Source organism: Thermosipho atlanticus DSM 15807 (assembly GCF_900129985.1).
Taxonomy (GTDB): domain Bacteria; phylum Thermotogota; class Thermotogae; order Thermotogales; family Fervidobacteriaceae; genus Thermosipho_A; species Thermosipho_A atlanticus.
This window is the reverse complement of record NZ_FQXN01000001.1, coordinates 1-20,127: the sequence shown is the minus strand read 5'-3', so window position 1 is coordinate 20,127 and position 20,127 is coordinate 1. Positions and strand designations below refer to the sequence as shown.

23 protein-coding genes are annotated in these 20,127 nt (G+C 31.6%); 3 read left to right on the top strand and 20 right to left on the bottom strand.

From position 1 onward, the window contains the following. Position 1 precedes the first annotated feature (1 nt). Complete coding sequence (speD, locus tag BUB65_RS00115) at positions 2-394, bottom strand: adenosylmethionine decarboxylase (RefSeq protein ID WP_073070803.1); 393 nt, start codon at positions 392-394, stop codon at positions 2-4. 26 nt (positions 395-420) lie between these two features. Then, complete coding sequence (locus tag BUB65_RS00110) at positions 421-954, bottom strand: helix-turn-helix domain-containing protein (protein ID WP_073070801.1); 534 nt, start codon at positions 952-954, stop codon at positions 421-423. Positions 955-1,139: 185 nt separating this feature from the next. On the opposite strand from BUB65_RS00110, the gene BUB65_RS00105 reads away from it, so the two are divergent. Further along, positions 1,140-2,573 carry a phospho-sugar mutase gene (locus tag BUB65_RS00105; RefSeq protein ID WP_073070798.1) on the top strand — a complete coding sequence of 478 codons (1,434 nt, stop codon included), beginning with the start codon at positions 1,140-1,142 and terminating at the stop codon, positions 2,571-2,573. Here the strand turns inward: BUB65_RS00105 and BUB65_RS00100 are convergent. The 17 genes from BUB65_RS00100 to BUB65_RS00020 form a co-directional block, all read right to left on the bottom strand. Continuing rightward, positions 2,540-3,316, bottom strand: coding sequence for a DUF2520 domain-containing protein (locus tag BUB65_RS00100; protein ID WP_073070796.1), 777 nt, complete (start codon positions 3,314-3,316; stop codon positions 2,540-2,542). The two genes, BUB65_RS00105 and BUB65_RS00100, sit on opposite strands and share 34 nt — an antisense overlap. Before the next feature lie 11 nt (positions 3,317-3,327). After that, positions 3,328-3,978, bottom strand: coding sequence for a DUF554 domain-containing protein (locus tag BUB65_RS00095; RefSeq protein ID WP_327192008.1), 651 nt, complete (start codon positions 3,976-3,978; stop codon positions 3,328-3,330). Positions 3,979-4,006: 28 nt separating this feature from the next. Further along, complete coding sequence (locus BUB65_RS00090; protein WP_073070792.1) at positions 4,007-4,978, bottom strand: Gfo/Idh/MocA family protein; 972 nt, start codon at positions 4,976-4,978, stop codon at positions 4,007-4,009. Between the two features lie 28 nt (positions 4,979-5,006). Next, complete coding sequence (locus BUB65_RS00085) at positions 5,007-5,861, bottom strand: DMT family transporter (RefSeq protein WP_073070789.1); 855 nt, start codon at positions 5,859-5,861, stop codon at positions 5,007-5,009. A 17-nt stretch (positions 5,862-5,878) separates the two neighbouring features. After that, the gene (gene ybeY, locus BUB65_RS00080) at positions 5,879-6,280 is read right to left on the bottom strand and encodes an rRNA maturation RNase YbeY (RefSeq protein ID WP_073070787.1); all 402 of its coding nucleotides are present in this window, start codon (positions 6,278-6,280) and stop codon (positions 5,879-5,881) included. Then, positions 6,267-7,634 (bottom strand): HDIG domain-containing metalloprotein, encoded by a 1,368-nt coding sequence (locus BUB65_RS00075; protein ID WP_073070784.1) that lies wholly within the window; start codon positions 7,632-7,634, stop codon positions 6,267-6,269. The genes ybeY and BUB65_RS00075 overlap by 14 nt, the downstream gene beginning before the upstream one ends. After that, on the bottom strand, positions 7,627-8,583 hold the full coding sequence (locus tag BUB65_RS00070; RefSeq protein WP_073071706.1) for a PhoH family protein: 957 nt from the start codon (positions 8,581-8,583) through the stop codon (positions 7,627-7,629). Before BUB65_RS00070 ends, BUB65_RS00075 begins: the two co-directional genes overlap by 8 nt. A 15-nt stretch (positions 8,584-8,598) precedes the next feature. Continuing rightward, entirely contained in the window at positions 8,599-9,333 is a 735-nt protein-coding gene (locus tag BUB65_RS00065) for a tetratricopeptide repeat protein (RefSeq protein ID WP_073070782.1), read from the bottom strand. A gap of 27 nt (positions 9,334-9,360) precedes the next feature. Beyond that, positions 9,361-10,236 (bottom strand): methylmalonyl Co-A mutase-associated GTPase MeaB, encoded by an 876-nt coding sequence (meaB, locus tag BUB65_RS00060; RefSeq protein WP_073070779.1) that lies wholly within the window; start codon positions 10,234-10,236, stop codon positions 9,361-9,363. Continuing rightward, on the bottom strand, positions 10,233-10,637 hold the full coding sequence (locus BUB65_RS00055; protein ID WP_073070777.1) for a cobalamin B12-binding domain-containing protein: 405 nt from the start codon (positions 10,635-10,637) through the stop codon (positions 10,233-10,235). Before BUB65_RS00055 ends, meaB begins: the two co-directional genes overlap by 4 nt. A gap of 12 nt (positions 10,638-10,649) precedes the next feature. Next, entirely contained in the window at positions 10,650-11,057 is a 408-nt protein-coding gene (locus BUB65_RS00050) for a biotin/lipoyl-containing protein (RefSeq protein ID WP_073070774.1), read from the bottom strand. Further along, positions 11,051-11,362 (bottom strand): OadG family protein, encoded by a 312-nt coding sequence (locus BUB65_RS00045; protein ID WP_073070771.1) that lies wholly within the window; start codon positions 11,360-11,362, stop codon positions 11,051-11,053. The genes BUB65_RS00050 and BUB65_RS00045 overlap by 7 nt, the downstream gene beginning before the upstream one ends. Before the next feature lie 9 nt (positions 11,363-11,371). Next, positions 11,372-12,910 carry an acyl-CoA carboxylase subunit beta gene (locus tag BUB65_RS00040; RefSeq protein WP_073070769.1) on the bottom strand — a complete coding sequence of 513 codons (1,539 nt, stop codon included), beginning with the start codon at positions 12,908-12,910 and terminating at the stop codon, positions 11,372-11,374. A gap of 14 nt (positions 12,911-12,924) precedes the next feature. Beyond that, positions 12,925-13,335: a methylmalonyl-CoA epimerase gene (mce, locus tag BUB65_RS00035; RefSeq protein ID WP_073070767.1), complete on the bottom strand. Its 411-nt coding sequence runs from the start codon at positions 13,333-13,335 to the stop codon at positions 12,925-12,927. Between the two features lie 139 nt (positions 13,336-13,474). After that, the gene (gene secA, locus BUB65_RS00030) at positions 13,475-16,045 is read right to left on the bottom strand and encodes a preprotein translocase subunit SecA (RefSeq protein WP_073070765.1); all 2,571 of its coding nucleotides are present in this window, start codon (positions 16,043-16,045) and stop codon (positions 13,475-13,477) included. 21 nt (positions 16,046-16,066) lie between these two features. After that, on the bottom strand, positions 16,067-16,675 hold the full coding sequence (gene minC, locus BUB65_RS00025) for a septum site-determining protein MinC (protein WP_073070762.1): 609 nt from the start codon (positions 16,673-16,675) through the stop codon (positions 16,067-16,069). A gap of 11 nt (positions 16,676-16,686) precedes the next feature. Beyond that, positions 16,687-17,739 (bottom strand): HD domain-containing protein, encoded by a 1,053-nt coding sequence (locus BUB65_RS00020; protein ID WP_073070760.1) that lies wholly within the window; start codon positions 17,737-17,739, stop codon positions 16,687-16,689. Positions 17,740-17,815: 76 nt separating this feature from the next. Here BUB65_RS00020 and BUB65_RS00015 point away from each other — a divergent pair, with 76 nt between their 5' ends. Together BUB65_RS00015 and BUB65_RS00010 are read left to right on the top strand one after the other, a co-directional pair. Beyond that, a complete protein-coding gene (locus tag BUB65_RS00015; protein WP_073070757.1) occupies positions 17,816-18,580 on the top strand; it encodes a metallophosphoesterase family protein in 765 nt (254 codons plus the stop codon). Beyond that, a complete protein-coding gene (locus BUB65_RS00010) occupies positions 18,573-19,394 on the top strand; it encodes a DMT family transporter (protein ID WP_073070754.1) in 822 nt (273 codons plus the stop codon). Before BUB65_RS00015 ends, BUB65_RS00010 begins: the two co-directional genes overlap by 8 nt. A 496-nt stretch (positions 19,395-19,890) precedes the next feature. Here BUB65_RS00010 and BUB65_RS00005 read toward each other — a convergent pair. Next, positions 19,891-20,127 (bottom strand): ATP-binding protein (locus BUB65_RS00005; protein WP_073070751.1); only part of this gene is annotated, 237 nt, incomplete at its 5' end.

Below are 20,127 nucleotides of genomic sequence, written 5' to 3'. Positions count from 1 at the left end.
CTTACACCTCCATTTTATGTGGTGAATCTTCTGGTATTCCTATTTCATCATATTTTCCCCTTAAATGCTCGACTACGTGAACTCTTTGAGATTTCAATATCTTCTTCAAATACGAAAATGCTTTCCAGGGATCAACATCATCACCACATGTAAATAAATCAACCGCCGCATATCCGTACTCCGGCCATGTATGTATAGTTAAATGTGATTCTGAAATAACTACCACTCCACTAACCCCATAGGGGAGGAACCTATGAAACGAGGAATTGACAATAGTTGCACCAGTTTCATATGCTGCATCTTTCATTGTTTTTTCAATTAATTCTACATCATCTAGTATTTCTTTATCACAGTCATAAAACTCAGCTATGATGTGTCTTCCTAAACTTTTCAATTTAATCCCTCCCCGTTCTAATTTTTTTATTCAATGTTTATCCACAAAAATTTCACATTATTTTTATAAGGATTTCTTATTTTATGTTTCCTATCAGCACAATAATAAAAACAATCGCCTTCACCAACTTTATATACCTTATTATCAAGGATTAATTCCAATTTTCCCTTTATTACATATCCAAATTCGTCTCCTTCATGAGGTTCTTCTTCTTCTGTTTCGGCACCTGGTACCAACTCAATTAATTTTGGATCTATCGATTTATCTTCTATATTATCCATCAATATATACCCTTTAATCCCAAGTTCATCTAAATACATTGGTACTCTCTCTTCAACTTTAAATACTATTTTTTCCCGTTTTTCATCAGAAGCAAAAAAACTTTTCAAGTCTGAACCTAAAACTCTTAAAATTCTTTCAAGTGTATCTATTGAAGGTGAAACTTGATCATTTTCCAGTTGGGAAATGAAACTTCTCGATAAATCACATCTATCAGCCAATTCTTCTTGAGTATAACCCCTTGCTACCCTTAAATTTCTTATTTTTCTACCTAATTTCAAATTTTCACCTCGTATATGTCTATAATACTAATCAAAATCTGTCCATTATACACAACATATTATATAACCTTTCTTACACCTTTCAAGTAAATTTAATGTAACTTTTATGTAAACGTCGCATCAAGCTTACATTTAACGAGAGTTAATGCATAGTATAATATTATTGAAAGGAAGGAGGGAACTACATGATATTATTTGGAACCGGTGGAATAAGAGGAATCATGAAAGAGGGAGAATTTGATGAAAAAACAATCATGGTAGCAACTAAAGGGGTTTCAAATTACATGAAAGATAATAACCTAAAAAGTGTTGTAATAGCTTATGATACAAGAAACAATTCAAGAAAATTTGCAGAATTAACAGCTAAAGTTTTTGCAGCGGATCAGCATAAAGTTTTATTATTTTCTGAACCTGTTCCAACACCTGTACTTTCGTTCGCAGTAAGATATTTAAAAGCAGATATTGGAATCGTAATAACTGCCAGCCATAATCCTCCTGAATATAATGGGTATAAAGTGTATACTTCAAATGGTGTACAAGCAATACCCCAAGTTACAAACATCCTTTCAAAATATGTTGAACACGCTTGGAACTTACCTATACACCTTTCAGATAACTTTAAATTGATAGATGATAAAATTTTAAACAAATTTGTTGAAATCGTGTGCGAAACAGTAAATACTGATTTAACAGGTTTAGAAATTGTCTACACTCCACTTCATGGAACAGGTGCAAAACCTGTAATAAAAGTACTTGAAAAACTTGGGGCAAAAGTTATTAAAGTTGAAGAACAAATGGAACCTAATGGAAACTTTCCAACTGTTAAATCTCCAAATCCTGAAGACGATGAAGCTCTTGAATTGTTAAAACTTTATATGAAAAAATTTAAAGTTTCACTTGGGATTGCAACTGATCCCGATTGTGATAGAGTGGGAGTTATTTGGAAGGATACAAGGCTTACTGGAAATCAAGTTGGAGTTATATTAACGAATCTTCTTTTAGAGAAAGCACAACATAATTCAATGGTTATTAAAACCATTGTTACTACAGATATGGTAAAGCCAATGTGTTCCGAAAAAAACGTAAAAGTCTATGAAACTCCAACAGGTTTTAAATTTATAGGTGACCTTATTGAAAAAAGTAAACTGAGTTTCTTATTCGGTTTTGAAGAAAGTTGTGGTTACCTTACTGGAAACCATGCTAGAGACAAAGATGGAGTTATTGGTTCTGCACTTGTAGCTGTAAGTGCCAAAAATAATGATTTAATTGAAACACTGGAAGAATTGTATGCTAAGTATGGCTATTACTATGAAAAACTCCTTAACTTTAAATTCAAAGATATTAAGATTGCAAAAGAATTATATGAAAAGATCAAAAATGGTACACTTCCCAAATCAGCAAAAAAAATAATCGACTATTCAAAAGGAATAGATGGCATCTTACCTAACGAAACTCTTAAAATCGTTTTTGACGAGGGAAAAATATATGTAAGACCCTCAGGAACCGAACCCAAACTAAAGGCATATGTAATGACAAATTCAAAAATAAAGGAAGAAGCAGAAAGAAATATTGAAAAATTGTCTAACTACTTTTTTTCCTTCATTGAGAGTATGATATGAATAAATTTATCGTATAAACCACAATACTCTGGAAAAGTTTTGCAAAAAAGTTCTCTTTCTTTTCTCACAATATTATAATCTTTCCTTGCAATGGGACCAGTTATAGACTCTACGGTCCCGTTTTTCTTTATATTCTCAACCATATTATTTAATAAACTCTCAACTACACGAGAAAATTTTTCTTTAGAAATTTTTCCTTGTTCATATAACTTTTCTGAAAGATATGCTAAAGCTAATGAAAAGTTGCTAATCAATACAGCTGCTAAATGATAATATGTTTTTGATTCAGGGGGAATTATAAAATATTCTCCACCTAATAAAGAAACTATTTTTTTTGCAACTTCCAAATTCCCTTCTATCCCAAACACAACATTTTTCAAGTTCGTTTCTTTTCCTAAAACAGGACAATTTGGATGTACAGACGCAGGATTCCAATTTGTTGGAAAAATATTTGATGAAAAATAACCACTAAAATGGATAACTTCAATGGTCTTTTCGTTAACATACTTTTTTAATATGCTAGATGCTTCAGGTAATATTGAATCTGGATATCCAACAAAAAGAATTCCTTCAAACTTAAAACTATCATTATAATCTACTGGTGTTCCTTGACCCATTTCTTCACATAATTTTTCCGCTTTTCTTTTATTCCTCGAAAGCACATAGCCAATTTCAACTTTATCTTTCAAATTAAATAGTAAAGCGCTTGTTACTTTTCCAACACCAGCAACATTAATTAACATTTTATGCACCCCTAAAATTTAGACACTATAAATACAAGAAATGGTGAGACAAACAATGCAGGTAAAAAATTACCTATTTTTGTATCTTTAATTTCAAGTATTTTCAAACCTATTCCTAATACCATCAATCCTCCAACAGCAATCAAGTCGTTAAGGTAAACTTCCTGAGTTAGGAAAGAAAGTTTCGAAGAAGAAAAAACAATAACTCCTTGTATTATTAAAACTGATAGTGAAGATAACATTACTCCTAAACCATACACCGAAGCTAAAACAACAGAGGAAATTCCATCTAAAAGTGATTTCATGTATATTATTGAACCATCACCAGTTAAACCCGCAGTAATTGAACCAACTATTGTCATAGGCCCTACAAGAAAGAGTAGAGAAGAAGCCACAAAACCAGTAGAAAAATCTCCTTCCTTAATAGAATTTCCAACCTTTCTCAGAAAATTTTCAATATCGATAATTTCACCTATTATTCCACCCAGTGCCATAGAACCAAGGACTATCAAAAAATTATTTACTTTTAAAATCATTGTAATACCAAGTCCAACAGTTGAAAGTCCAACCGCGTAAAATAGTATTTTTTTTATTCTTTCTGGTAAACCCCTTTTTAACAAAATACCTATCGTACTACCGATTACAACGGCTATAGCATTAATTACTGCAGTGATTATGATAAACCACCTCCTATAACAATGAAGTTAAATCTATTCTGTCCCCATTAGATTTTAACGCCGCTTCAAAAAACGCTAAATCTTTTAAAGCTTCTTCAGGAGAACCGAGTTCATTTTTACGAACACCTAGTATAATTTCATAAAAATCCTCGAATTCTTCTTTATACCCCATATTTTCTTCCACTTCAATTATTTCATCATTTACTATAATTTTATTTCCTTCTAATTTGATCTTTCCTATTGTGCCAATGACTTCAAAAGTTTCCTCAGATTTTATAGCATATGAAACCGTATAATTTCCAACAACTTGATTTTCAAATTCAAATACTGCCTCCAAAAAATCGGGACCACCTAAAAAACTAGCATGTTTTTTAGTAATTGCTGAAACCCATTTAATATCACCAAATATTAATCTCATAGCAGCCACATGATGAACACCACCATCTGATAGAAAACCTCCAATATGTTTTGGGGTTTTTCTCCATTCTGTTTGCGCATATTTATTATTTCTATCCATTCCTATCCAAATTTTCCAATTAAAGTATAAAGGCTTACCTATTTTCGATAGAACTTCTTTTACTTTATAATATTTTTTTATATGTCTCCAGTTTTCTGCAATGTAGATTACTTTATCAGTTTGTTTAGCTAAATTTACCAATATTTTACCAGTTTCAACATCAGTAGAGATTGGCTTTTCACATATTACATGAATATTTTTAAGTATAGCTTTTTCGGTAAACTGAACATTTAGTTCGATTGGAATAGTTAAATCAACAGCTTCAATAACTCCAGAATCTAAAAGCTCTTCATATGTATCGAAAATTTCAGGTGAGCCTACTAACTTTGCAAATTCTTCTGCATGTTTTCTGGTTCTACTATTCACAGCCGTTATTTCAAACTTGTCCCTTAACTCTTTCAAAATTGGCCAATGAAGTTCCTTAGCAGCTATACCACAACCCACTATCCCTAAACGTATTTTTCTCACACCAATCACTCCCTAAGTTCACCAAATATTATACAACTTTTCTATATATTACAAACGCTCCTAAAATCAAGAAAACAGTTCCAATAAATCTAAGCTTAATTTTCTCCTTGAAAAAGATATACACGAAAATTATAGAAACTAAAGCAGAAACCATAGAAAGTGGTTCTGCTATACTTACATCGATATACTTAAAGGCTTTTAAAAGAAATATATAGGCGTATGCATTGCAAAATCCTCCTCCAATCAAATACATCCATTTGTTTTTTATAAAAACAACATAGTTTTTTATACTTTTTTCTTTTATAAAACTAGCAATAAAAAAATATAAAGTCATTGTTAAATACACACCAATGGAATACCCAATTGGATCATAGTATCTGTGTATAGTTAAAAAACCATCGACAGTTCTACCTACTGCAATTAGCATTGAAGAAATTATCATTGCAAAAGCCCCTTTACTTTTTAAGATATTTACATAAGATTTCATAAAACTTCCAGATTTTTTTAGATAAGAAACTCCATACACCATCATTATACTTCCCAAAAGTTTATTTACAGTTACCTTCTCACTTAAAAAGATAAATGCAACAAAAATCAGGAAAATAGCATTAATATTGTAAAGAGGGGCTACAACTGAAACATCTTCATTGGAGAGTGCATACATATAGAGGAAGAATGAAAAAAAGTAAATAGTTCCACTAATGAAGGATACTTTTATAATATCTAAATTAACCTTATTCAAAAATGGTAACAATGTTAATAAAGAAAAACTAAAAAACCCCCAAGAAGCGGTTATAACTGATTGATTTTCAACTATCTTTTTCCCAGTAATTCTTTCAAAACTTAAAAGCAAAATTCGGAGTGATATCCATAGGAATGACATGAAATAACCTCAATATTCTAATTATCTTTATACTTTCTTAGATAATATTCCTGCTTTCTAAACATTTCTTCAGATTTTGAAGTGTCGTATTCGTGATCATACCCCGCAACATGTAAAGCGGCATGTATTAAGACAGTCAATAATTCATCCTCAAAGCTACTTAAAAACTTTTCTGCATTTTCTCTGACAATTTCTTCGCAAACAAAAACTTCTGCATAAAGATCTTCATCACCGTAAACAAAAGTAAGAACATCTGTAGGGCCTTCCATCCGCCTGTATTCCTTGTTCAATTTTTCGATTTCATCTCTATCTACAAAAACTAAACCTACGTTCACTTCCTTCTTCAACTCTTCTTTTAAAACTTCATTCATGATTTCCAGAAATTTCTCATCGTATTCAAAATTTTCATTGTATATCATCGATTTGCACCACCTTTTGAATATCCTCCTTAGGATACTCAACCCTAACCTTAGTAATATTTACAATCACTTTAATAAATTCCTCAACAATTAACTCTAACTCTTTTAAGTTTAATCCCGATTCATCCAATTGCCTTTCATTGTATATCCCAGATACTATTTTTTCAACCACTTCTTTTATACTTTGATAACTTGATGATTTTATACTCTTTAATGCTGCTTCTACACTATCAGCAAGCATTATTATCCCTGCTTCTTTAAATTGTGGTTTAGGCCCAGGATATTTAAATGCATCTTCTGAAGTATCTGGTTCTATCTTTTTTGCTTTGTGATAGAAATACTTTTGAACTCTAGTTCCGTGATGCTGCGGAATTATAAATTCAATTCTTAACGGTAACCTATATTTTCTAGCAAGCTCTATTCCTGATTTTATGTGATCCTCCAAAATGATATGACTCAAAAATGGGCTAACCTTATCGTGAGGGTTTTCAGCATCTTCTGGAAGATTCTCGACAAAAAAGTAAGGTCTAATTATTTTACCAATATCGTGAAAATAAGAAGCTACTCTGGTAAAAGTCGAATTTATTCCTATTCTTTCAGCTGCAGCTTCTGCAAGCGTAGCAACCATAATACTGTGATAATATGTCCCAGGAGCCTGTATAGAGAGTTTTTTCAACAAAGGATGATTCATATTTGCAAGTTCTGATAAACCAATGTTAGAATATATTCTTGTAAAATATTCAATATATGGCAGGAGCCCTAGAATAAGAACTGTTGAAATGAATGGATTTAAAAACGAAATTGTTAAATGATAAACATTTAGATATTTTGGATTAAATAACAATATAATAACAGCAAGAATAGATGTATACAATGCAGCCTTTGCAACTTCTATTCTTCTATTGACATTTCTTATAAGAAAATTCATAAAAATTATTTGTGGAACAAAAAACAACAATATATAAAAGTTATTTGAATGAAAAGCTATTAAAAGGCTTTGTAACATTCCAGCCGCTATACCAATTTCATAAGACATCAAAAGTGTTAAAAGCAAACTGGTAATCAAAAATGGTGAAAGCATAAAATCAAACTTTATGACGAAAGGATAAGTTATTAAAATTCCCAAAAGGAATAGCAAATAAAAAGTTATCCTATAAATTACATGTAATTTAAAATAATAAATACTTTTCAACAATAATTCAATAACTAAATACCAAATAAAAATTAACAATACAAACTCGTTAAATGATGTTGATATTTCAAAATCAAAAATATTAAATATTAAAACTGCAACAATCGATACCAATAATCCTTCAAAAGATCTCGAGTTTAACCTTTTAAAAAATTCATTCATCCTGTTTTTTTACTCCCTTTTCATAATTTTCATATGCTTTGATAATTTTTTTAACTAATGGATGTCTGACAACATCAGCTTCAGTTAAGTAAACAAAGCTTATTCCTTCTATTCCACTCAATATTTTCTGGGCTATAACTAGACCTGAATGCTCTTTTATATCTATCTGAGTAATATCACCAGTTATAACCGCTTTTGAATTAAATCCAATTCTTGTTAGAAACATTTTCATTTGTTCATAAGTTGTATTTTGTGCTTCATCAAGAATAATAAAAGCATTATTCAAAGTTCTGCCACGCATATAAGCAAGTGGTGCTATTTCTATAATATTTCTTTCTCTATAGGAAATAAATTTTTCTAACGGCAACATATCCATAAGTGCATCAAATAAAGGTCTTAAATACGGATCAACTTTCTCAGCAAGATCGCCAGGAAGAAAACCTAATTTTTCGCCAGCTTCAACTGCAGGTCTAGTTAAAATTATTCTGTTTACCTTTCCGGATCTTAAATAATCAATTGCTAATGCTGACGCAAGATAAGTCTTTCCCGTACCAGCTGGACCTATTGAAAAAACTATATCATTTTTCTCTATGGCTTCAATATATCTCTTTTGCCCCTGGGTTTTAGGTTTAACTCTACCTCTTGCTATTGTTTTAGTAACTACATCCGTTAATACTTTTGAACTTTTTTCTATCTCCTTTTCATCTACTAAATATTCAAACTCTTGTTTGTCAATTAAATGCCCATCTCTAGTAATATTAATCATCTCTTGAATAATACTCTCAGCAATTTCAACGTTTTCACTATCTTCTCCTTTTATTACCACTTCATTTCCTTTAATAGTTATGTCTAAGTTGAACCTCTTTCTAAGATATCTAATTCTATTATCGTATTGTCCAAAAACTTCAACTATAATAATGTCCTCAGGTATACGAATTTTTTTGATTATTGCCACATAAGCACCTCACTTCAATCTTTTTAAAATTTCTTCTGCCTCAGCCTTTGCTTCTTCATGAGTTTTTATTAACAATGGATGAGGAAGACTTTCAAGTACTATATTCAATTCCTTTATTGCTAGTTCCTTTTTACCCCATTTCTCGTATAATTTCCCTAATTCTAAATGTATATTAGGATAGTTTGGTAAAAAATCGAGGGCTTTCAGTAAATAAGCCTCCGACTTCTTATAGTTATTCAATGGCCAGGGAACATCTCTGTATCTCATCCCTTTTGCAAGATAAGCCAATCCTTTATAAAAATTATCATCCAACAATTCAATCGCTTTGTCAATATAATTATCAAAATCTCCAAGCATAAATAGACTTTTAACTATTCCTTTGAATTGAGCCAACCTTCCAATGGTAGCTCCAGCTACATAGTAAGCTCTTCCATTAGTTTCATCCAACTCAATCGCTTTTTTTGCATATTCCAAGGCCTTTTCATACATCTCTTCTTTTTTCTCACCTTCCACTCCCCAAAGTCCATATTCCATATACGCTTCTGCTAACAATGTGTATATATCTGTATCCTCTTGCAAATTTTCTTCTAAAACATCTATGACTTCTTTCATATGAGCTGCATTATGAAAACTCCTAGCTGTTAGAAATTTGGCTTCAACAACCTTAAATTGTAACGATTTAAAATTCAGAGAAAAAGATAATATTGCTAATAAGATCATTAAAGCTACTATCACTTTTTTCATACTATCCCCCCTAATTAAAAAATTATATCACTTGTTACAAATGTTCTTTAAAACCTCATTGATAATACCTTCTACACTTTCGACCTTTTTCACATTATCTACACATTCTTGAATTTTTCTAATCAAAATGGCCTCAGCATGTTTTTTCAATCTACGTTCATTTCTTTTCCTAATCTCACCATTTTTATAAAACTGTTCTAAAACCTTTTGGATGTTTTCTACAAGATCATCAACACCTATACCAGATGTAGCAATCGTTTTAATAATTGGTTTTTTTATGTTTGAAAGTGAAAAAGTAGCTTCGAGTCTTGCTTTTAAATAATCCGCACCCTCAAGATCAGCTTTATTGATAACATAAATATCTCCTATTTCCATAATTCCGGATTTTAAAAATTGAATATCATCTCCTGAACCTGGCGATAAAACTAGCACAACAACATCTGAAACATAAACTATATCAATTTCACTTTGCCCAGCACCTACAGTTTCAACCAAAACATAATCAAACCCAAATGCGTCCATCAACTTTATAACATCGAAAATGCTTTCATTCAATCCACCAAGACTTGAACCACTCCCCATACTTCGGATAAACACTTTTTCGTCCAAAAAATGAGTCTTCATTCTTATTCTGTCACCCAAAAATGAACCACCACTAAATGGACTAGTTGGATCGATTGCAATAACGCCTACTGAGTACTTTTCTTTTCTAAGATACGAAATCACTTTATTAACCAACGTGCTTTTCCCTGTACCAGGACTACCTGTAAAACCTATAATCTTCGCACCTGTTGAAGGAAGACTATCTACAAACCTGTCATGTGGATTATTTTCCACATAAGAAATTAACTTTGCAAGTGCTCTGATATCTCTGTTTTGCATTTTTTCTATAATATCTTTCAACTTTCTACCTCCGAAAATATTTTTCTTATTTTTTCCACAATTGTAGAAAGAGGTGTTCCAGGTCCAAAAACTTCTTTAATTCCCATTTTTTTCAAAGTTTCTACATCATCCGGTGGAATTATTCCACCAACGAAAACAGGAACATCTTCTATTCCGTTTTCTTTCATGAATTTTAATAATTTCTCACAAATATTCATATGTGCGCCAGATAAGATTGATAAACCAATTAAATCAACATCTTCTTGTATGGCGCTTCTTACTATTTGTTCAGGCGTCTGTCTAAGACCAGTATAAATTACTTCCATCCCTGCATCTCTCAAAGCTTTTGCAACAACTTTTGCCCCTCTATCATGCCCATCTAACCCAGGCTTAGCTATCAAAACTCTTATTTTCTTTTTCACGATAATTCCCCCTTATTCGAGCTCAACTATAACTTGTCCCGTATCTATATTATCTCCTTCTTTGACAAGTACCGCTTTGACAGTCCCTGCAACATCAGACTTTATCTCATTCTCCATTTTCATAGCTTCTAAAATTACAATTTTGTCTCCCACGTCAACTTTTTGACCTGTTGAAACAAACACCTTTAAAATTACCCCCGACATAGGAGAAAGAATTTTCTTTTCCCCTTTCGAAACTTCCACTTTTTCTTCTACTTTTTTTTCTATTTTTGTTTCTATCTTCTTTTTACTTGTTGTCATTTGAACATCCTGTTTTGTAATCATCTTTGCCTCTTCTTTGTTCTGAATACCCGTAGTTATTTCCTCAATTTCAACAAAATACTCTTTACCATTTAACTTAACTTTAAATTTTCTTACCATTCTTTTACACCTCGCCAGCCAGATTTTTTCCAATATTCCCATTCGCGTTTTCCATATTTTCTACGATTTATCTTTTTCACGGAGATTATCTTCACATTATTTCCCAACATGGCGTACACTGCTGCAATAACTGCTGCAATTTCTTCCTCTTTATCTTTTACTTTTTCTCTTACTGGCAATTTTTTAGGAAGCTTTACAGTAGCCTTTTTTGAGAAAAAACCAAATAATTTGAAAATAATAAATAAAATCGTAAAAACAAAAAAAACCGTTATCAAACCTATAAAAACGATTAATGCCTCCTGCATCTGCTCACCTCATAATGGAATATTTCCATGCTTTTTCTTTGGACGCGGTTCAACTTTTGTTACACCATATTCAATTGCTTTTGCTATCCACTTCCTTGTTTCTCTTGGATCTATAACTGCATCGATATAACCTCTAGCAGCAGCAACATATGGGTTTGCAAACATTTCTTTATATAATTTTATTTTTTGTGCTCTTAGCTCTTCAGGATTTTCGGCTGCTTCAATTTCTTTCTTAAATATGATATTTGCAGCACCCTCAGGACCCATAACTGCTATTTCTGCTGTAGGCCATCCAGCAACAAAATCTGCACCTAAATGTTTGCTTCCCATCGCAATATAAGCCCCACCATACGCTTTTCTAAGTATAATAGTAACTTTCAAAGTACTAGCTTCACTATATGCATACAACAATTTAGCGCCATGCCTAATAATTCCACCATGTTCTTGTTTTGTACCCGGTAAATATCCTGGAGTATCCACAAATGTGATTATTGGTATGTTAAAGGCATCCAAAAATCTAATAAATCTAGCAGCTTTATCTGAAGAATCTATATCTAAAGCCCCTGCAAAAACATTTGGTTGATTTGCAACTATCCCTACACTATAACCGTTAATCCTCGCAAATCCTACTACAATATTTTTTGCAAAATTTTCATGAACTTCTAAAAACTCTCCATTATCAACTATTTTTCTAATAACATCTCTCACATCATATGCCTTCTTTGAATCAGATGATACTATATTCAATATGCCATCATCTAATGAAAGATCAGAAGAAACACCTATCGGTGGCTCTTCCATATTATTCTGAGGTATGTAACTTAAAATTTTCTTAACAATCTCTATAGCTTCTTCATCACTTGAAGCTACAAAATGAGCATTACCACTTTTAGTATTATGAACAAGGGCACCACCTAATTCTTCTTTCGTTATTTCCTCACCAGTAACAGCTTTTATTACATTAGGGCCAGTAATAAACATTTGAGCAGTCTTATCAACCATTATTACAAAATCAGTTATTGCCGGTGAATATACAGCTCCTCCAGCACATGGACCAGCAATCAAGGTGATTTGAGGAATAACACCAGAAGCTAACGTATTCCTAAAAAATATTTCCCCATAACCATATAATGAATCAACTCCTTCATGAATTCTGGCACCTCCAGAATCATTAATGCCAATAAGGGGGATACCAAGTTTTATTGCCAAATCCATCAATTTTACAATCTTCTTAGCGTGCATTTCACCCAGGGAACCACCCATTACTGTAAAATCTTGGGAAAACGCGGCCACTGTTCTCCCATTTACTTTACCAATTCCAGTAACTACTCCATCAGCAGGTAATTCTTTTTTATCTAAACCAAAGTAAGTATTTCTATGTTTAACAAATTTGTCAATTTCCTCAAAAGTACCTTCATCGAATAATAATTTAAGTCTTTCACGAGCAGTTAACTTTCCAGCACTGTGCTGTTTCTGAATTTGTTTCTCACCACCACCAAGTTCTATTCTTTCAGACATTTCCTTTAATTTTTTGATCAACTCCTCCATGTTTTTGCCTCCTTTTACTTATGTTCACCTTCAACTAACTCAAGAAGTACCCCACCTGTTGTTTTAGGATGTAAAAACAAGACTTTTGTTCCCCCAGCCCCTTTTTTTGGTTCCTCCGAGAGAGGTTTAAAACCATTTTCTTTAGCTAGTTTAACTGCCTCCTCAATATTAGTTATATTAACCGCAATATGATGAATTCCTTCTCCTCTTGTCTCAAGAAACTTGGTTATCTCCGAACTTTCAGATAAAGGCTCAAGAAGTTCAAAACGTGTCTCGCCAATTTGAATAAAATAAACTTTTAAACCCCTTTCAGGTAATTCTTCGATTTTTTCTACTTTTAAGCCTAAAAAATCTCTATATAGTTTTAAACGCTCTTTCGCGTCTCTAACTACTATACCAATGTGATCTATTTTAATAGCTTTCACACAACCACCTCCAGATTGATTTTAACATCATGAAAAAGCTTAGGCAATTCTAAAAATAAAAAGTTAGATTCAATTAAAAGTTTAATCCAACCATTAATTTCATCTTTAAGGTTTAAGTTCAATTTTACAAAAATTACTATTAATTCCTTTTAACTTTCAATTTCTTTTTCGTTGACTTTTTTGTCGCCCTTCTCTCTTTTCTACTTACAAGACTGAATTCCTCATGGACAACTCTTAACTTTTCTAAATCTTTCTTAGATTCTTTTTCCGCCTTCTCGTCAATTTTTCTAAGATTCATTATTAGCATGATTGTTTGTTCATATATTCTAGCCATCATTTCATCAAACATTCTAAATGTCTCTTTCTTAAACTCAATTATGGGATCTTTCTGTCCATATGTCCTTAAACTTACCGCCTCTTTAACATGTTCTACTTCTTCCAAATATTGTCTCCAATTTTCATCTAATACTCTCAAAGCTATAAACTTACCTATTTTTGGAAAATCTTCACCAAATTCTTTCCTCTTTGCTTCAAATCTTTCACTAAATTTATTTATTAAAACTTCCCGGAGTTCATCCCTTGTATCAGGAAGTTTATCAGTAATTCCCCACAACTTTAATGATTCTAAAATGCCAGCTGTGTCACAAACTCCCTTTTCACAAAATTCTTCTAACCTTCTTTCAACAAAATCCTCGATGGCTTCTTTAAAATGTTCCTCTATATTGCCTGCCAGCAAATACTCTCTATAACCATATATAGCTTTTCTTTGTGCATCTAAAACTGTATCCATTTGTAACAGATTTTTTCTTATAGAAAAATTTATACTTTCAACTTTTTTCTGTACTTGTTCAATTAATCTTGTCAACATTGGATGATAAATAGGTTCTCCTTTTTGTATTCTTACCATATCCATGATTTTTGAAATTTTATCTCCACCAAAAATTCTTACAATATCATCTTCAACCGAAAGAAAGAATATTGATTCTCCAGGATCCCCTTGTCTACCAGCTCTACCACGAAGTTGGTTGTCTATCCTTCTACTTTCGTGCCTTTCAGTCCCTATAATTAACAAACCACCAAGTTCTTTAACACCTGGCCCTAATTTGATATCAGTACCTCTCCCAGCCATATTTGTTGCAATAGTTACTGCTCCCTTTTGTCCAGCTTTTGCTATAATTTGTGCTTCTTTTTCATGATACTTAGCATTTAAAACTTCATGCGGAATACTTTCTTTTGATAACATTTTACTTAAGATTTCACTTTTCTCAATTGAAGTTGTTCCAACTAATACAGGTTGCCCCTTTGCATGACGTTTCTTTATTTCTTCGACAATCGCTTTATATTTCTCTTCAGCGGTTCTATATATCAAATCATCCCTATCAATCCTTATCATAGGCTTATGAGTTGGGATAACAACAACCTCCATGCCGTAAATTTGTTTAAATTCCTCCTCTTCCGTTTTTGCGGTACCAGTCATACCTGAAAGTTTTTGATACATTCTAAAATAATTTTGGTATGTGATAGTTGCATAAGTAACTGATTCTTCTTTTATTGCAACGCCTTCTTTTGCTTCAATAGCTTGGTGTAAACCTCCACTATATCTTCGCCCTGGGAGCAAACGTCCGGTAAATTCATCAACAATAACTACTTCACCGTTATAAACTATATAGTCAACATCCTTTTTAAACAAATGATGAGCTTTTAATGCGTTTAATAGGAAATACATTTTATTGACATGTTCAGGATCATATAAGTTATCAATTTTTAACAGCTTTTCAATATGTTCTATACCATCGTCAGTTAAAATCACTGTTTTCTTTTTTTCATCAACCACAAAATGTTTGTCTTTAATTAACCTTTTTGCTATTTGATCAAATCTTCGGTAATCAGAAGCCCTGGTTTTTGAAGGTCCACTAATTATTAAAGGTGTTCTAGCTTCGTCAATAAGGATACTGTCTACTTCATCCACAATTGCATAAAAATGTCCTCTTTGAACTCTATCATCTAAATCTATTACTAAATTATCTCTCAGGTAATCGAAACCAAATTCAGTATTTGTTCCATAGGTAATATCACAGCGATACGCTTCTTTTCTCGAAATTTCCTTTAAGTCTACTTCAAAAGCTTCAACAGCCTTTTTTACTTTTTCTTCATCCGATAAAAACTCTCCTGTAAAATTCTCAGGCCATACACTCCAGTTTTCATGAAGAGCTTTTTCAGCAAGGTCAGGATTTTTCCATACAATTTCAAACGATTTATTTTGTGTATTTATTACACTCACCCTTAAACCCAAAGCAAGGTATATGGGGCCCATCCACATTGCATCTCGCTTGGCAAGATAGTCGTTCACGGTAACCAAATGAACACCCTTACCAAGTAATGCATTCAAGACTATTGGCATCGTCGCAACTAATGTTTTACCTTCACCTGTTTTCATTTCGGCTACTTTTCCCTCGTGAAGCACCATACCTCCAATAAGTTGAACATCAAAAGGACGCATTCCAATAGTTCTTTTTGCAATTTCCCTAACGATCGCAAAAACTTCATTTAAATATTCATCAATGTTCTCTTCATCAATATTTTCCTTTATTTTTAAAAATTTTTTTCTTAATTCTTCTGAGACAGTATTTTCATAATTTTTTTCATTAATTTTTGCTACTCTTTTAAAATATTTTTTTATCATTCTCTCATTTTTATCAAACAATTTCATCCTAAAACCTCCATTTTATTTCTACTCGTTTCCTAATTCTTCAATATATATCTTTCCACCTTTTCCATATACAAAAACTGGTGACTCATACTGTTTTGAAAGAACTTGTTTTATTTCACCAATTTGAATAAGGGAACTCTTTAAATTAAGTGACAAGATATACGAATTGGCAACTTTCAAACCCGCTCTTACAATACCAAAGCAGTTACCAAAAATTACCAAAGTACCGCCGGCAATTATTTCCGAGCCTGAATGTACATCTCCAATGAAAATTAAATGCCCAGAATGATTTAACTTTTGTCCAGAACGTAAATTTCTAGAAATTATCAATGTTTCCATTTTGGGCTCATCTTTTTCCTTCACTCTTACGATAGCATCATTTTCATCATAATTTTCCGTCAAAATACTCGATACTTTCAAATCATATGATTCTATCTTTTCAATAATCTTCGGAATATCTTTTATTTTTTTTCTGTATTCTTCAACTTTCAACATTATTTTGTCTCCAGGTTGGAAAATATGGCTTACATTTTCAAATATGTTATTTATCTCTAAAAGTAAACTTTTAAGGTCTTCATACTCATCAATATACAAAACAATTCCAGATTTGAGCATTTTAAGTTCAACCATCAAGTCCCCCCCTAAAATATCAAATCTTCTATTTCATCAATCCATTCAGATAAATCAAGCTCAGAAAAATTCTTTAATTTCTTTTTGAAATCAAAAAATGCATCTCTAAAGACATCTTCCTTGTTCCCTGAAAACATTTCCAACGAACATTCCAAAAGTGCTGCAAAATGATCTGCCGCTCTAACTATTTTTCCCAAATAACCTTCAAAAGGATTAATTACAAATTCCAAATAATCACTTATATAAGAAATTGAAGGATTTACACTTATCCAATCTAAAAACATTTCCTTTTCAACTAAGGAAACTAAATTATCTAGCTCAGGACTTTTTTTCTTGGTAGGGGTTATTACATCTCCAGTAAACGCTTCAGGTAAGTCATGTAGCAAAGCTCTTTTGATTACTTCCTCTTTCTTCTCTTCGGATAAAGATAACAAGGTAGAAATTATGTATGCAACAACTACTACAATGAACGAATGTCCCGCAACTGTAGTTTTTATGTTCCTGTGAACCCTATTCCATCTTGTCATTGAAATCATATTAAGTACTATAGAAAAGATTATTTTAGATATTTCTAAAAGTTCTTCTTTCTCTTCAATTTCAATCTGTTCCAATTTTGCGTTTAACTCTTCAATTGGAATTTCATAATCAAATAATTTTCCATTAACTTTTGCCTCAAATAAACTGGTTATAACATCTGCAAATTTATCATATACAGATTGTTCATCCGTTGTTATTTGCTTTATAAAAGCTTTATCTATTACTTTGTATAAATCATTAAAAGCTTTTTCTCTGACTTTTTTCCATACATCAGGCGAGAATCTCTCTACTCTTTCCTTTAATTCAAGGGATATATCTGACAACACAAGTTTGGGTAAAACCCGCGACAATCTCCACTGAACAGACTCTTCAACTTTTTTTTCGTATCTATCTTTTAAGAAAAAAGAAATTAAAAGTGTTGTATAAGCATTATCAGCTTCTGAAAACTTAATTATTGCCGGCTTATTATTCCATCTTTGAATAGTAAATAAATTTCCCAGCATAAATATTAATCTACCAAAACCCATTTTTGTCTCCTCCTTGAAATTATTGTATCACATATAATAATTATTTGATACAATTATATTTTAGAGGTGATTTATTATGCTTTATGTTATCGGAGATATTCACGGTTGTTTTGATGATTTAATAAAAATAATAGATCAAATTGAAGATAATTCAAAGATTATCTTTTTAGGTGATTACATTGATAGAGGGCCTAAATCTAAAGAAGTAGTTGACTTAGTAAAAGATTTAAAAAATGCAGTACCTCTAATGGGGAACCACGAAGATATGCTGATCAGATACTTCAATGGATATAGTAGTTCGTGGTTACATCCAAATAACGGCGGATATGCAACAATAAAGTCGTTTGGTTCACCTGAAAAAGTCATAACATATTTAGATTTTTTCACAAGTTTGAGATTTCTTCATTTGGAAAACATCATGGGAGTAAACATTTTATTTAGCCATGGAAATATTAATCCAAAATTTCCTGTTAAAGAAATACTGGGTATAAAAACCTATGATGAATATTATGAAAAAATACAAGAGAAATTAATTTCATTTAACGAAACCAATATATGGGAAAGAAATATCTTTGAAAAGCCAACAGGAAATTACGTCGTGGTTCATGGTCACACACCATTCAATAGTGTGTTTTTGAATAGATACAAAAATAAAATATTTGAGATAAATATAGATACTGGTGCAGTATATGGTGGTTGTTTAACTGCATTAAAAATTCCATATACTGACGATGAGATCAAAAAAGACACAACAATTTATCAAATATCGTCTAAATCAAAAGTTTCGAGTAGGCCCCTTTGTTCTTTAGAAGATTTATTTAGGAGGAATAATTTTGAGTAAAAAATGGATAGCAGTCTCCAATCTTTTGTTAGTTACAGCTATTTGGGGACTTACTTTTCCCATACAAAAATTAATCCTGCCCAGCATTTCTCCGTTTGTTTACAATGCAATTCGTTTTTGGATTGCAACCCTTTTATCATTTCTTTTGTTCGGTAAAGGAAATAAATTTGGCCTCTTGCTTGGAATTGTTTTAGGATTTGCATACGCGGCACAAACATGGGGATTAGCAATAACTACTTCATCCAAAAGTGGTTTTATTACAGCATTTTATATTGTTTTAATTCCCTTGTTTTCTTATATTATTGAGAAAGAAAAGCCAACATTTTTTCAAATAACAGGTTTTTTCATTGCAATAGTCGGAGAGTATTTCTTATCTGGAGGTATAGATTACTTTAATGTTGGAGATTTTTTAACATTAATTTGTGCAATATTATATGCATTACACGTCGTAATGGTAACTCATTTCTCAAAAAAAATGAAAGAAGAACACCTACTTACTTCCCAATTCTTTGTTGTAGCATTATTAAATTCCTTTCTTGGCATTGGCTCATCTTGGAAAATAAGCTTGAACATATTTAGTGTAGCTAGTTTTACAGCAATCTTTGCTACTATCTACGCATTGATTGCTCAAATAAGATATCAAAAAGTAGTGGGGAGTAACACCTCAGCCTTAATATTCGTTGGCGAACCCGTATTCGCAACTATTTTTTCAATAATCATACTTTCAGAAAATTTAACATATTTCCAATTCTTAGGCATTTTTCTGACCACATTTGCATTAATACTAGCAGTTTTACCAAATTATAAAAAATAACTATTGCTTCCATGAATAACCAAAAAAAGTAATCTATAGAGCAACAATTGTAATTTTTAAACTTTTCCTTCAGTATTTAAAACTTCTTTTATTTTCTTCAATTTTTTTATCTTCTATAAATTGAACCCTCTACCTTGAAATAAATTTTTACATTTACAAACAAATCGCTTTAAAAACATAGCTTTTATATTCCACTATGGATAATTAATAACTATTCAACATAATCACTATCTTTTGATAATTCAAGCTTTACATTCCACTATGGATAATTAATAACCGATAATTCAACTCCAAGACTCTTTGGTGGTATTAAACTTTACATTCCACTATGGATAATTAATAACTTCTAATTCTCCAAGTTTCCACTTAATTCTTTCATCACTTTACATTCCACTATGGATAATTAATGTAAAAGTCAACATAAAAATGTATAAAAAAGGGAAAATAAAAATGTACAAAAAAAGGATAAATAAGGTTCATTATTGTTGTTTAGATATTATTGTTTAGAAGAATTAGAGAAAAATTCAAGTTTTTCCTTTAATCTATAAGATTTTCCTTTAATTAAGATTACGTGGGAATGGTGTAATAGTCTATCTAATATTGCTTGAGATAGTACAGGAGAACCAAATATCTCGCTCCATTCTGAAAACGGAGTATTGGTTGTTATTATTGTTGAATGTTTTTCATATCTTTTTGAGATTAGTTGGAAGAATATATTTGCTCCATCTCTATC